Origin of the sequence: Massilia sp. (assembly GCF_032106685.1) — a bacterium.
In the GTDB taxonomy this organism is placed as follows: domain Bacteria; phylum Pseudomonadota; class Gammaproteobacteria; order Burkholderiales; family Burkholderiaceae_D; genus Telluria.
This window is the reverse complement of sequence record NZ_DAMCPG010000007.1, coordinates 77,438-91,541: the sequence shown is the minus strand read 5'-3', so window position 1 is coordinate 91,541 and position 14,104 is coordinate 77,438. Positions and strand designations below refer to the sequence as shown.

9 protein-coding genes are annotated in these 14,104 nt (G+C 68.2%); 4 read left to right on the top strand and 5 right to left on the bottom strand.

Features of this window, described 5'->3' with window-relative positions; translation table 11 throughout:
• Positions 1-21: 21 nt before the first annotated feature.
• Together RT688_RS06630 and RT688_RS06625 are read right to left on the bottom strand one after the other, a co-directional pair.
• Positions 22-546: a GNAT family N-acetyltransferase gene (locus tag RT688_RS06630; RefSeq protein ID WP_313704055.1), complete on the bottom strand. Its 525-nt coding sequence runs from the start codon at positions 544-546 to the stop codon at positions 22-24.
• 62 nt (positions 547-608) lie between these two features.
• On the bottom strand, positions 609-1,895 hold the full coding sequence (locus tag RT688_RS06625) for an amidohydrolase family protein (protein WP_313704054.1): 1,287 nt from the start codon (positions 1,893-1,895) through the stop codon (positions 609-611).
• A 197-nt stretch (positions 1,896-2,092) separates the two neighbouring features.
• On the opposite strand from RT688_RS06625, the gene RT688_RS06620 reads away from it, so the two are divergent.
• The 4 genes from RT688_RS06620 to RT688_RS06605 all read left to right on the top strand — a co-directional run bounded on the left by RT688_RS06620 (position 2,093) and on the right by RT688_RS06605 (position 8,776).
• Positions 2,093-2,875 carry a phasin family protein gene (locus RT688_RS06620; protein ID WP_313704053.1) on the top strand — a complete coding sequence of 261 codons (783 nt, stop codon included), beginning with the start codon at positions 2,093-2,095 and terminating at the stop codon, positions 2,873-2,875.
• A gap of 108 nt (positions 2,876-2,983) precedes the next feature.
• Positions 2,984-4,735 carry an ABC transporter ATP-binding protein gene (locus RT688_RS06615; protein WP_313704052.1) on the top strand — a complete coding sequence of 584 codons (1,752 nt, stop codon included), beginning with the start codon at positions 2,984-2,986 and terminating at the stop codon, positions 4,733-4,735.
• A complete protein-coding gene (locus RT688_RS06610) occupies positions 4,725-6,524 on the top strand; it encodes an ABC transporter transmembrane domain-containing protein (RefSeq protein WP_313704051.1) in 1,800 nt (599 codons plus the stop codon). The genes RT688_RS06615 and RT688_RS06610 overlap by 11 nt, the downstream gene beginning before the upstream one ends.
• Positions 6,525-6,751: 227 nt before the next feature.
• On the top strand, positions 6,752-8,776 hold the full coding sequence (locus RT688_RS06605) for a GGDEF domain-containing protein (RefSeq protein WP_313704050.1): 2,025 nt from the start codon (positions 6,752-6,754) through the stop codon (positions 8,774-8,776).
• Between the two features lie 346 nt (positions 8,777-9,122).
• On the opposite strand, the gene RT688_RS06600 is transcribed toward RT688_RS06605, so the two are convergent.
• The 3 genes from RT688_RS06600 to RT688_RS06590 all read right to left on the bottom strand — a co-directional run bounded on the left by RT688_RS06600 (position 9,123) and on the right by RT688_RS06590 (position 14,103).
• Positions 9,123-9,488: a hypothetical protein gene (locus RT688_RS06600; protein ID WP_313704049.1), complete on the bottom strand. Its 366-nt coding sequence runs from the start codon at positions 9,486-9,488 to the stop codon at positions 9,123-9,125.
• A gap of 73 nt (positions 9,489-9,561) precedes the next feature.
• On the bottom strand, positions 9,562-10,413 hold the full coding sequence (locus RT688_RS06595; protein ID WP_313704048.1) for a hypothetical protein: 852 nt from the start codon (positions 10,411-10,413) through the stop codon (positions 9,562-9,564).
• Between the two features lie 75 nt (positions 10,414-10,488).
• Positions 10,489-14,103, bottom strand: a complete 3,615-nt coding sequence (locus tag RT688_RS06590; RefSeq protein WP_313704047.1) for a tubulin-like doman-containing protein — start codon at positions 14,101-14,103, stop codon at positions 10,489-10,491.
• Position 14,104 lies beyond the last annotated feature (1 nt).

Sequence of the window (14,104 nt, the reverse complement as noted above, 5' to 3'; positions counted from 1 at the left end):
TACCCACCGTACGGTGCGACGCTATTCGTCTGCGGTAGGCCAGTGGTCCGGGTCCTGCAGCAACTGGTACATGACGTAGGCGTCGACGTAGCCGAGGCGCTTGTGGCGGAAGGCCTTGGGCAGGGTGCCGACGATGGAGAAGCCGAGCTTCTTCCACAGCATCACGGCGGCGCTGTTGGTGCTCACCACGTAGTTGAACTGCATGGCCAGGTAGCCCTGGTTGCGCGCTTCGTCCAGGCTGTGCTCGCCGAGGATGCGGCCCACGCCCACGCCCTGGGCATTCGGGCTGACCATGTAGGAAGCGTTCGCCACGTGGTGCCCGCGCCCGAGCTGGTTCGGCACTATCCGGTACATGCCCAGCACGCGTTCGCCGAGCACGGCCACGCGCGCGGTGACGTTCGGGCCCAGCCAATAGGCGTACGCGCTCTCGCGCGTGATGTCGGGGCCGAAGGGGTAGGTCTCGCCGGCGGCGACGTGGGCGCTGAAGATGGTCCACATCGCGTCGAAATCGGCGCTGGTGGCGGGGCGGATCTGAATATCTTTCACGGGTGAAATAATGCTTATCGAAACTGCATGGGCTGGCGATTCTAGCACCGGCTCGGCACGCTTCAGCGTCCGATACGAAAGTCGACCGTGGCGGGCCGGCCCGGCAGGCGCAGCGTGGCGCGCGCGGCCGGCGCTTCGGCCACGACCGCGCCGCGCCGCACCACCAGCCGGCGCGCCGCGCGCAGGCGGATCGCCTCGACCGGGGTAGCGGCGTCGAGCAGCACGAAGTCGGCATGGCAGCCCGGCGCCAGGCCATAGCCTTCCAGGCCGAGGATGCGGGCCGGGGTCTCGGTGACGGCCAGGAAGCACTGGCGCATCGCTTCTTGCCCGGTCATCTGCGCCACGTGCAGGCCCATGTGGGCCACTTCCAGCATGTCGCCCGAGCCCAGGCCATACCAGGGATCCATCACGCAGTCGTGGCCGAAGGCGACGTCGATGCCGGCGGCCAGCAGCTCGGGCACGCGGGTCATGCCGCGCCGCTTCGGGTAGGTGTCGTGGCGGCCCTGCAGGGTGATGTTGATGAGGGGGTTGGCAATCGCCGCCACGCCGGACTCGCGCATCAGCGGCAGCAGCTTGCTCACATAATAGTTGTCCATCGAATGCATCGAGGTCAGGTGGGAACCGGCCACCCTGCCCTGCAGGCCCAGGCGCCAGGTCTCGTAGGCCAGGGTCTCGATGTGGCGCGACAGCGGATCGTCGGTCTCGTCGCAATGCATGTCCACGCGCAGGCCCTGGTCGGCCGCGAACTCGCACAGCAGGCGCACCGACTCGGCCCCTTGCGCCATGGTGCGCTCGAAATGCGGAATGCCGCCCACCACGTCCACACCCATCGCAACCGCCCGCTTCAGGTTGTCGAAGGCTCCCGGGCTGCGCAGCAGGCCGTCCTGGGGGAATGCCACCAGTTGCAGGTCGAGCCAGGGCGCGACGCGGCGCCGCACCTCGAGCAGGGCCTCGACCGCCAGCAGGCGGTCGTCGCAGACGTCGACGTGGGTGCGGATCGCCAGCAGGCCGCGCGCCACCGCCCAGTCGCAATATTGCAGGGCCCGCTCGACCAGCGCTTCCTGGACCAGTTGCGGCTTGAGCTCGCCCCACAGCGCAATACCCTCCAGCAAGGTGCCAGACGCGTTGACGCGCGGCATTCCATAACTGAGCGTGGAATCCATGTGAAAATGGGCGTCGACGAAGGGCGGCGTGACGAGGTCGCCGCCGGCATCGATCTCGCGCGCAGCCTGGCCCAGGAACGACAGCGCCAGCGCCGGGCCGACCTCCGCAATGCGTCCATCCCGCACGGCAATATCGATGCCGGTGCGTCCGTCCGGCAAACTGGCGTTGCGAATCACAAGGTCCATGGCCGCTCCTGAGGTCGTTGCTTCATTGTAGCGATTTCCGGTCACCTGCAAAGCCGATTAGCGTGTCACTTTGTAACAATGCTGCAGCGCAAGATTGCGTGAACGCGACACCACCAAATTGTTCTTTTCAACACTCTGCATCAGGGCTACACTAGGATATGTTGCAGTGCGCCATAACCGAACGATAAGGAATTCCGATGATTTCTCTTCCAGAACAGTTCCACGCAGCACGCCAGACCCAGATCGACAAGCAATTCCAGCTCCTGCGCGTCCTGGGCGACCAAGCCCTCGACTGCACCGGCCGCGTCCTCGCCCTGAACCTCGACGCCTCGCGCGCCGCGGTCGAACATTCCTCGAGCGCCATGCGCCAGCTGCTGGCCATGCGCGATCCACGCGACCTCCTGAATATCGGCGCCCAGGGCCAGCACCAGCTGCGCACCCTGTTCGACTATGGCCGCGAGCTGTTCAGCATCGCCACCGGCTTGCGCGGCATCGGCCTGCAGACCTACCCGGTGGCGCCAGGCGCACTGGCCGCCCCGGCGGCGGTCGAAGCCGCGCCGCTGAAGGAAGCGGAAATCGTCGGCGACGCCACGGCGGCGGTCGCTGCCAGCGCCGCCGCGGTGCTGTCCGAGACCGCATCGGATACCGCGTCGGCTACCGCGCCGGTCCCGGCCGCGCAGGCCGCCCACGTATCGGTATCGGCCGCGGAGACCGCGCCCGACAGCTCGCCCGTCGTGACCTCGGACGTCGCCCCGCCGGTCGCGCCGACGGCGATCGCCAGGGCCGCCAGCGAAGCGCTCGAGGTGCCGCTGGCGCCGCCGCACCCGGTCGCCGCCAGCGTGCCGGTCGAGGTCGCGGTCGAGATCGAAATCCCGAAGATCGAACCGGTCGAAGCCACGCCGCCGGTCGCCGCTCCCGCGCACGGGGCGCCCAAGGTCACGGAAATCCGCAGCGGCCGTGGCCGCAAGAAGCAAAGCTGATGCTGGAATAATGCCTAAGGGCACCCGCGCTGCGTCTTGCGGGTAAAGAAAGTAAACTAGCGGGCTTCGGCCCGCTTTCTTTTTGCGGGCGCAAAGCAAGGAATTCCAATGAGTCTAGCGAGCTTGGTGGGCAGCTTCGTGCTGCGCCACTGGAAGGCATACGCGTCCTCCGCGGCGATGCTGATCGGGGTCGCGGTGTGCAGCGTGTGGGTGCCGCGCAAGGTCGGCGCGATGATCGACGGCCTGGCCGCGCACCGCCTGTCGCAGCACGACCTGATGGTCGGAATCGCCCAGCTGCTGGCGCTGGGCGTGGCGATCTACGTCCTGCGCGTGTGCTGGCGCGTGCGCCTGTATTCGGCCGCCTACCGCCTCGGCGTCGAGCTGCGCATGCGCTTGTACGCCAGGCTGTCGAGCCAGGGACCGGCCTTCTACCAGAAGCAGCGTACCGGCGACCTGATGGCGCTCGGCACCAACGACATCGACGCCATCGAGATGGCCGCCGGCGAAGCGATGCTGGCCGGCTTCGACGGCACCCTGACCCTGGTGATGGTGCTGGGCGTGATGCTGCTCGGCGTCGACTACCGGCTGGCCCTGATCGCCCTGCTGCCCTTCCCCCTGATGGGCCTGGCCTTCTGGTACATCTCGCGCCACATCCATACCGCCGAGACCGATTCGCTCAAGCGCTTTTCCGACTTGAACGACCACGTGCAGGAATCGCTGTCGGGCGTGCGCACGCTGCGCGCCCTGGGCCTGGAAGCGCGCAGTGCCGGCCAGTTCGGCGAACTGGCCGGCAAGGCCTCCGAAGCCAGCCTCGCGGCCCAGAAATGGGAAGCGGCCTACGAGCCGGCGGTCGGCCTGACGCTCACCGCCGCCAGCACCCTGACGCTCGGCCTGGGCGGCTACCTGGTCTGGCAGGACCAGCTCACCATCGGCGCGCTGACCAGCTTCACCATGTACCTCGGCCAGCTGATCTGGCCGATGTTCGCGGCCGGCTGGGTGCTGTCCCTGATCGAGCGCGGCCGCGCCGGCCTGGCGCGCCTGCAGCCGATGCTCGACGCGCCGCTGACCGTGGTCGACGAGGGCCGCATCGAGCAGATCGAGGACGGCCCGCTGGTGCTGCGCGAGGTCAGCTTCACGTATGCCGGCGCGGCCCAGCCGGCGCTGGACAAGGTCTCGGTGGCGCTGCGCCCCGGCATGACCCTGGGCCTGGTCGGCGCCACCGGCGCCGGCAAATCGACCCTGCTGCGCGTGCTGCTGCGCCAGGCCGAGCCGCAACAGGGCGAGGTCACCTGGGGTGGTCACCGGCTGGAAGACTACAAGCTGGCGGCCTTGCGCGCGGCGACCAGCTGGGTGCCGCAGGAATCCTTCCTGTTCTCGGCCAGCATCGCCGAAAACATCGCGCTCGCGCGCCCGGGCGCCAGCCGCCTCGAAGTCGAAGAGGCCGCGAAGATGGCCGCGATCCACGACGACATCCTGCGTCTCCCGCAGGGCTACGACACGCCGGTCGGCGAAAAGGGCATCACGCTCTCGGGCGGCCAGCGCCAGCGCGTCGCGATCGCGCGTTCGCTGCTGGCCGACAGCGCGCTGCTGCTGCTCGACGACGCCCTGTCGGCGGTCGATACCGGCACCGAGACGCGCATCCTCGAGCACCTGGCCGAGCTGCGCGCCTCGCGCCCGGAACTGACCGCGATCATCGCCAGCCACCGCCTGTCGGCCGTGGTCAACGCCGACCTGATCGTGGTGCTGAAGGACGGCCGCGTGGTCGAATCGGGCGACCACGAAACCCTGCTGCTGCGCGACGGCTGGTATGCCAGCCAGTGGCGCTACCAACAACTGGAGGCCAGCATCGATGCCAGCTGAAGAAAAACAGAAAACCGTGGAAAAGGCCGGGCGCGCCGAAGCGAAACGCGCGGCGGACCTGCTGCGCCGCGCCGCCTGGCCCGACATCAGGCATTTGAAATGGGCCACCTTCTGGCTGGTCATCGCCGCCGCGCTGGAGGTCATGGGCCCGATCCTCGGCAAGGCCCTGATCGACGACCACCTGGTGCCGCGCCATGCCGACTGGACGCGCATGGGCCTGCTGCTGGCCGGCGTGCTGCTGACCGGCTGGATCTCGACCTGGCTGCGCTACCTGCAGCTGGTGCGCCTGTCGGGCCTGGCCATGCGCTCGGTGCAGCGCCTGCGCGAGTGGGTCTACGGCCACGTGCTGCGCCTGCCGATGGCTTTCTTCGACCGGGCGATCACCGGCCAGCTGGTCAGCCGCGTGACCAACGACACCGAGGCCGTAAAGAAGCTCTACATCCAGGTGCTGTTCTCGATCCTCGACAGCACCATCGTCCTGCTCGGCACCACGGTCGCCATGGCCTGGCTCGACTGGCGCCTGATGACGATCGTGCTGGCGCTGCTGCCGGCGGTGCTGGTGATCGTCTGGCTCTACCAGCGCCTGTCGGCGCCGGCGGTGACGCGCGCGCGGGCCCTGCGCAGCGACATCAACGCCCAGATGGCCGAGTCGATCGGCGGCATGACCGTGCTCCAGGCCAGCAATGCGGCGGGCCGCTTCGGCGAGCGCTTCGCCAACACCAACGACGGCCACTACCAGGCGCGCATCGCCGAGATCCGCGTCAACGCCCTGCTGCTGCGCCCCGCCCTCGACCTGCTCAACGTGGCGCTGCTGGCGGTCGTCATCTTCGCCTTCGGCCGGCGCGAGATCGGCGCGGTCGAAGTCGGCATCCTGTACGCCTTCATCAGCTACATCGCGCGCGTGGTCGAGCCGCTGATCCAGATCACGATGCAGTTCAGCGGCCTGCAGCAGGCGGTGGTGGCGAGCGCGCGCGTGGCCGCCCTGCTGGACGAGGCCAGTGCCGACGAGCATGCGGCGGGACGGGCAACGGGTGCACGGCCGGCGGTAGCGCCGCACGCGCCGGCGGTGCGCGTGCGGCACCTGGACTTCGCCTACGTGCCGGGCCAGAACGTGCTGCACGATATCTCGCTCGACATCCCGCAGGGCGCCTTCTACGGCATCGTCGGCCACACCGGCAGCGGCAAGTCGACCCTGCTGTCGCTGCTGCTGCGCTACTACGTCGCAGAACACGGGCAGATCGAGATCTGCGGCGAGCCGATCGCCGGCATCGACAACGAGCGCTTCCGCAACGAGGTCGGCCTGGTGCCGCAGGATCCCTTCATCCTGGCGGCCTCGGCGCGCGAGAACATCGACATGGGACGCGGCCTGCCCCAGGAGCGGATCGAGGCGGCGGCGCGCGCTGCGCATGCCCACGGCTTCATCGCCGCGCTCGAAGATGGCTACGAGACCTCGCTCGGCGAAGGCGGCTCGCGCCTGTCCTCGGGCCAGAAGCAGCTGATCGCGATCGCGCGCGCACTGGCCGGCGAGCCGCGCATCCTGCTGCTCGACGAGGCGACTTCGCGCATCGATTCGGCCACCGAGCAGATCGTGCAGCAGGCCCTGGTCGAGCTGCGCGGCAAGGTGACGATCATCGCGATCGCGCACCGGCTCTCGACCATCCGCGACGCCGACCGCATCGTGGTGCTGAACCACGGGCGCATCACCGAATCCGGCCCGCACGAGGAACTGATGCGGATCGAGAACGGCTTGTACCAGCGCTTGTACATGCTGCAGCAGCTGGCAGTGTAAGGCCGCCCGCGCGGCCCGCGCCGGCCGCGCGAGAGTGGGATGAGCAGTTGCCAATATTGCCGTTTTAGCGTGGCTTTTTTGCTATATTCAAGCAAAAAAAGTGAAATTTCTATTAAGCAACACGCATATAATGCTCGATGGCGTTGATCTTATGAGAAACGCATAATTACATCGGGATAGCTATGCCGGCAGCGAGAACGACGAGACAACCACGACAGCATCGCGCCGTGCTGCTGGCAACGCTATTGCTGGCATCCTCGGTCGCCGGCGCCCAGGGCCACGGCCCGTTGCAGACCCGGTTGGCCGAGATCCGCGAGATCAACCGTTTCGTTCCCGAGCGCGCGCTACCGATGCTCCTGAAGATCGAGCAGGAAGCACGCGCCGGATCGGTCGAGGACAAGGGCGAGATGCTGGCGCAGCTGTGCGGCGCCTACCACGCCCTGAGCCAGATCGACAAGGCGCTGGCGGCCTGCGACGAACTGATCGCGCTCGGCCGCGGCAGCGGCAATAACGCCGCCCTGGCCAAGGGCCTGGTGCGCAAGAGCTACATCATGTACGCCCAGAACGAGCTGGCGCTGTCGCACAACCTGACCTGGGAAGCCGAGCGCCTCGCCAACACCACCAACGACATCGAGCTGCGCGTGCGCGTGGGCGTGAACGCGGCCCAGGCTTTCTCCGAGGACGGCAATTTCCCGCGCGCGCTGGAAAAAATGCAGGCCACCCTGGCCTACGCCCGCGAGCACGGCGGCGCGATCCACCAGGCCATCGTCCTGAATGCGCTGGCCAACCTGTACTCCCATATGCGCGAGTACGACAAGGGTTTCGAGACCCTGGCCGAGGCCTTCGAGGTGGCGAAGAAGGCCGATTCGCCGGGCCGCATGGCCCAGTTGAAGTCAACCGAGTATCGCCTGGCGGTGAATGTCGGCCAGATGGGGCGCGCGCTGGCGGCGCAGATGGCCGCGCTCGAACTGCAGCGCAAGATCGGCGCGCATTCGCTGGTAACCTATTCGTTGATCAACCTGGCGGATGGCTACCTGAAGATGCGCGACTACCGCAAGGCGAGCGCATATGCGCAGCAGGCGATCGCGGCGGCGCAGGCGTTGAACGACAACGCGGCGCTGGCGACGGCGCGCATTAACCTCGGCCAGGCCTACCTCGCCACCGGGCGCCTGGCCGAAGGCAAGGCGAGCTTCGAGGCCGGCCTGGCGGAGTACGAACGCAATGGCGACAAGCCGGAACTGCAGGGGGTGCTGCTCGAATACGGCGAGGCGCTCGAACGTGCCGGCGATTATGCCGCCGCCATCAAGGCCTACCACCGCGAGCGCACCCTGTCGAACGAGCTGTTCGAGAAGCGCCGCCAGAAGGCGATGCTCGAGCTGCAGGAGAAGTACGACGCCGACAAGAAGCAGCGCCAGATCGAACTGCTGGAGCGCGAGAACCAGGTCAAGTCGGCCGAGATCGACAACCGCCGCCTGCAGCAGCGCATCTGGGCGCTCCTGATCGTGGTGTTCGCGCTGGTCTCGGTGATCGTCGGCCTGCTGTACCGCAAGGTACGCCACGCCAACGCCCAGCTGCACGAAAAGAACCAGGAGCTGAAGCAGCAAAGCGTGCGCGACCCGCTGACGGGGCTGTACAACCGCCGTCACTTCCAGGACTTCATGCGCACCCACCAGCTGCTGGACAAGCGCGGCGCCGGCACCTCGGGCGAGGAGATGGTCAGCGCCCTGTTCCTGATGGACGTCGACCACTTCAAGCACATCAACGACACTTACGGCCACGCGGCCGGCGACGCGGTCCTGATCAGGATCGCCGCCAGCCTGCGCGAGATCCTGCGCGAGACCGACATGATCGTACGCTGGGGCGGCGAGGAATTCCTGGCCTTCCTGCCGGCGATCCCGCGCAGCGGCCTGGACGAGGTCGCGCGCCGCCTCCTGAGCGGCATCGCCGAGACCCACATCGTCCACCAGGACATCACGCTGACGGCGAACGTGTCGATCGGCTTCGCGCCCTACCCGCTCGCGCCCGCGGGCCAGCCGCTGCCGTGGGAGCGTGCCGTCAACCTGGTCGACATGGCGCTGTACATGGCCAAGGGCCACGGCCGCAACCGCGCCTACGGCGTGCGCGGCTTCGCCGGCTTCGACCAGACCTCGATGGAAGAGATCGAGCAGAACCTGGAGCAGGCCTGGCGCGCCGGGTTCGTCGACATGTCGATCGTGACGGCGGGGTGGCAGGAGTTGAAGGCGGCGGGATGATGTCGCCCGGTTTCCGGGTTCGGGTTTCGGGTCGTAGGGTGGACACCTGTGTCCACGCGGTACGGCGCGTGCGATATCGCATCGTCAAGCGCTAGCCCCAGATCCGCTCGATCACCCGGATTTTCTCGAGGTCTCGTCTCATCAGGCGATGAGACCGCGTGGGTTCAAGAACCCACCCTACTTCCCGGGTTTTCGTAGGGTGGGTTCTTGAACCCATGCGGCACGGCGTTTGATATGTCGTTCCGTGAAGCGGTAGCCTCCGCCCCTCGAACACCAGGAGTTTCTCGAAGGCCTCGTCCGATCACCCGGTGAGACCGCGTGGACACGGGTGTCCACCCTACAAACCCTAGCGCGCCGCTTCCTGCATCTTCTCGCCGGCCCGCTCGACCTTCTCGCCCACCTTCACGCTGGCCTTTTCCAACCCGCGCCCGGCCTCGGCGGTCGCGTCCTTGATCTTCTCGCGCGCTTCCTCGGTACGCTCGGCCAGCCGGTCGCGCGCCTCTTCGGCGCGCTCGACCGCGCGCTGCGCGGCCTCGTCGGCCTTCTCGAGCGGCGCGCGCAGCTCGCGCGCCACCTTGTCGCCGGCCTCGTCCATCGCCTTGCCGGCCTTTTGCGCCGGCCCCATCGCGTCCTCGTCGCGCGGCGAGCAGGCGGCCAGGACCGCCAGCACGGCCACCAGCAGCGGCGCACCGATCATGTTCGTCGTCTTCATGGTCGCTCCTGTCAAAAGCTGTTTCCGGCAGCATACACCCGGCGCGCTGCGCGCGGCTCACGGGTGACGCGGATCATCGCACCTGGTCGGCGCGCGGATGCTCGGGCTGGCGCGCGTCGATCTTCGCCTTCAACGCGCGCGTGGCCTCGTCCTCGCCCCAGCGTTTGGTGAAGGCGCGCAGGCGCGTGCGCGCCCGCTCCACCGAGGACGACGCCAGCGCCGAGTCGACCGCCGCCTTCGCCTCGCGCCAGGCCTGGTTGCGCTGGCGCTGGCGGGTGCAGTCGCCGGCCGCCTCGTTGAGCGCCTGCTGCACCTTCTGCAACTGCTCGGGCGTGGCTCGGGTAGAGCGCAGGGCGATCAGCTCGCTCTGCGCCTCGCGCGGCTTGCAGGCGACGGCCAGGGCGACCGCCTTGTCCATCTGCTTTTCGATGCGCCGCTTGGCCGGATTGGCGACCAGCCAGACCGCCCACAGCACGGCCAGCGCGAGCAGCCACCAGCGCAGGCGCACCGGCTGGCGCCGCGGCGGCGCGTCCGGGGCGGGCGCGGGACGCGGCCCGGTGCGTACGCCGGGGCGCGGCGGTGGGGTGGGCGCTGCCGGCGGCGCTGGCGGCGCCGGCGCTGCCGGACCGGACGGCCTGCCCATGGCCGCAGCCGCCCCGTTCACCGCGCCCTGCGCCTGGGCGAGCGCGGCGGCAGCGGCCGGCGCGGCCGTCGTGGCCGCCGATGCGCGCGGCGGCGCGGGCGCATCCTCGCGTCCTGCCTTGCCGAGCCGGATGCCGGAGGTGCCCGGCGCTGCCGGAGCGGTCGGCACCGCTGGAACCGTCGCGGCAGCCGCCCCCTGCGCTGCCGGCGGCGCCCGATGCGCCGCCGCGTCGCCGCGCGCCACATCTGCCTGCTGCGTGCCGCAGTACGGACAGAAATTCACGGGGCGCGGCCAGATGCGGGCGCAGCCGGGTTGGATACAGCGATAAAGCGTTTCGTTCTGCACAGGCCGACCCTTTTACTGCGGATCCGGAATGCCGTCGTCCGGATCGGGAATGGCAGGTCCGCGCAATGCGTCCAGCCCCGGGATGTCGGCTACCCTGCCCCATTTGCCGAACTTCGGGTCCTGCGCCATGTTCCAGGCACGCGTGGCCAGGTCGATCTCGCCGGCCCCCAGCTGGCGTGCGATCTCGTCCACGGCGTAGGGGCCGCGCTGGGCGCCCTGCACGAACAGCTTGTAGCGCGCTCCGCTCGCCGTCATCGGCGCGGCGGCATGGGCGCGCCGCTCCATCGCCTGCGCCGCGCGCGCCTCGCTGGCCAGGAATTCGGGCTTGATCACGCGCTTGTCGACCGGCCGCTCGACTTCCCAGCTGTAGGCGTCCGATGCGGAGTCGGGTACGGGCTCGGTCCAGTCGGGCAGCGTCGCCAGGGCCGCATCGACCGCAGCGTTCGACAGCGACGGGTCGAGCGCGGCGGCGCGCCGGAACCAGGCCTCGTACAGCCGGCGCGCCGTGATGTTCGGCAGCGAGGGCGAAGGCAGCTGGGCGCCGGTCTCGTCGGTTTCCAGGCGCGGCTCGTAGACGCGCAGCTGGTAGTGGCGCATCAAGGCGGCCAGCAGCAACAACTGGTGCGCGCCGAGCTGGGCCTGGCGGCTGCGCACGGCGGCGATCACCTGCTCGCGGTAATACGGCGGCAAGCCGTTCGAGCGGATCGCGTATTCGTTCCCGATCTGCAGCCATTCTCCGGAGCCCGGCTCCACCTCGAACAGGTACTGGCCGCGCGGCTGGAAGCTGGCTTCGCGGTCGCCCAGGTCGGCTTTTCGCCGGATGACGCCCAGCGCGATCGCCTGCATGAACCACTCGTAGTCGTCGGCCAGTCGGTTCAGTTCGTCCATCGAGGGCGAGATCGGGTGCCGGAAGCGCGTCGAATCGAAATGCAGGTGGGTCGGGATCTTCGGATTCTCGATCTGGTACGAGGCGCGCCAGGTCGGCAGGCCGCGCAGCACCGTCATCGGGATGCCCGACAGTTCGATGTAGCAGACCGCCCGCCCCGGGATGCCCGTGTTGACGATCGAGACCAGGTCGCCGTGGAAGAAACCGGTCGGCACGGCGGCGCGGATTTCAAGCTCCATGCGGCGCCAGGCGGCTACGTCACCCACTCCGATAAAACACTTGAATTGGTCCGAATTCGGAGTGAACTCGGCCGAGAAGCGCGCGTTCACCCAGGGCATGGCGCTTCGGATCCATTCGGCGAAGACGCGCTGGCGCTCCTGCGGACTCATGGCGTTCAGCCGTTCGAGCAGCGGGTCGACGGGTTCGGCGCCCAGTTCGGTGGTCGAGAGCTGGGTCTGGGCGCGGCGGAACAGTTTCAGCAGCAAATCCGCCCGCATGCGCTCGTCGCCCAGTTGCGGGAACAGCTTTCCGGAGCCGCCGAATTCGAGCAGCACTTCCTCGCTCCACGCGCTCACGTCGCCGGTCAACCGAACCGGCGCCGGCGCCACGTCGCTGGCCAGCTTGATGTAGGTAGCGTGCTCGTGGCGCGCATCGGCGCGCAGCTGGCTGATGCGCTGGTCGACCGCGTGCAGGATCTCCTGCACGTGGCGCCGCCCTTCCTGGAATTCGCCGGCGATGCCGCTCCACTGCGCATTGCCCTGCTCGTCCGTCGATTGCGGATCGCCCAGCCAGGCCGACATATTGCGCATCACCTCGATCGACTGGCCGGCGGCGACCGCCAGCAAATGGAAGCGCAGGTAGTCGGCGATGTCGCGCTTCAGGTGGGCCATCACTTCGCGGCCCTGGGCATCCTTGCCGAACAGGCGCCCGGCCGCCTGGCCGAGGTTGTTCAGCGACTCCTCGACCTGGCGCGTGCGCAGCGCGTCGCGCACGTCGCGGTAGCGCCGGCCGTTGCGCTCGGCGTTGATCAGGTCGCGCTGCAGCAGGCGCGCCTTCACCTGCTCCAGCAGCGAGAGCACGAATTCCAGCCCGCCCTGCTTGCGGTCGTCGAGCAGCGCGTACAGGCGCTCGCGCACGCGCGTCTTCAGGCGTCCGGTCAGTTCACCCGTATGCCGCTTGATGCGGTCCTCGCTGGTCTCGGCGGTGGCGCCGGCCTCGCGGATCGCGTCGCGCTCGAGTTGCGGCAGCAGCTCGGCCACCTTCTCGCGCCAGAGCTTGATGTCGTAGCCGGCCATGATGCGATCGATCTCGAGCTGCACCTTGCTCTCGACCCGTTCGAGCAGCGAGCGGCCGTCCTTGTCCATCAGGAGCTGCTCGGTCAATGCGTATTCCTGGAAGGGCGTGACGTCGACGGTCCCCTTTTTAAAATCCGGGAATTCGTTGAAGGGACGCTCGCGCATCTCCATCTGCTCGCGCATGAAGCTGTCGCGCTCGGCGTCGCCGGCCCGCCGCGCGAGCGCGCCGTCACGGCCGACCAGGCCGAAGAACTCCTTCACCATCAACGCCGCCAGTTCGTAGGCGCGGATGTCCTCGCGCAGGCTTTGCTGGGTGTCGAGCACGGCCTGGCCGAAGGCCGAATACACCTTCGAGTAGGACAGACGCATGTCGCCGAAGCGCACTTCCGGCACGCGCGGATTGTAGGGACCGAGCTTGTGCTGCTGCTGGTTGACCGCGACCGAGCGCTTGCGGTTGGCGAAGTCGGCCGAGGCGAAATCCTCGAACAGAGTGTCGGCCACCATCTGGTAGACGTCCTTCACGTCCTGGGTCGCCTTGTTCGCCAGGTTCGCCGTGTCGACGAAATACACGTCGTCGAAGGGCGCGCCGCGGCCCTGGATGCTGTCCGGGTCCATCCACGACACGCGCGCATTCATGTCGCGCATCGTCGTTTCCAGCTCCATCATGGTGGCGTAGGCATTGGCCTCGGTGCGCTCCTTGTTGGCCTTGGCGAAACCCGAGGGCATGAACATCACCAGGTCGACCTGGCTGTCCGATACCTCCTGGCGCGCGATGGCTTTCGCCATCCAGCCCAGGTCGATGGCGCTGCCGGCGCCGGTGCCGCCCGCATTCGAGGCGATGACGACAATGCGGAACTTCGAGGTATCGACTTGCAGCCCGAGGCGCTGGTAATTCTCCTTGCGCTCGATGCCGGCGTTACTGCTCAGGAAGTTCAGCGCGCCCTTGATGCGCCCACGCAGCTTCGGGTATTTGTCGAACAGGTACAAGCGCGCCACCGCGCGGATCTGGCCCGCCCCTTTCGAAGGGTCGATGCCGAGCGAGCGCAGTTTTTTCGGACGCAGCGGCATCCAGCTTTCGATCAGCGGAAAGCGCGCCAGGCTGTCGTCGGACTCGTGGTACTGCGGCAGGTCGAGCGGCTCCACCAGGCGTTCTTCGTCCGTCAGGCGCACCAGTTCGTACCAGGGATCGGTGCGCTGCGACTTGCCTTCGTCGATGACGGCGTTGTTGTCGAGGTCGAAGTGCAGGAAGCGCGCGACCGGGAAGTCGGCGATCGATTCGACGCGGGTCGGATGCTGGCGGTTCCAGACCGCCGACAGGATGCGGCGCCGGATGCGCATCATGACTTCCATGCCGGTGCCGCCGGCGCCGATGAACAGCGTCGGGCGCAGGTCGACCTTCAGTTCGGCCTTGCGGTTGACGCTTGCTGGGGTAGGAATGTCTGCCATC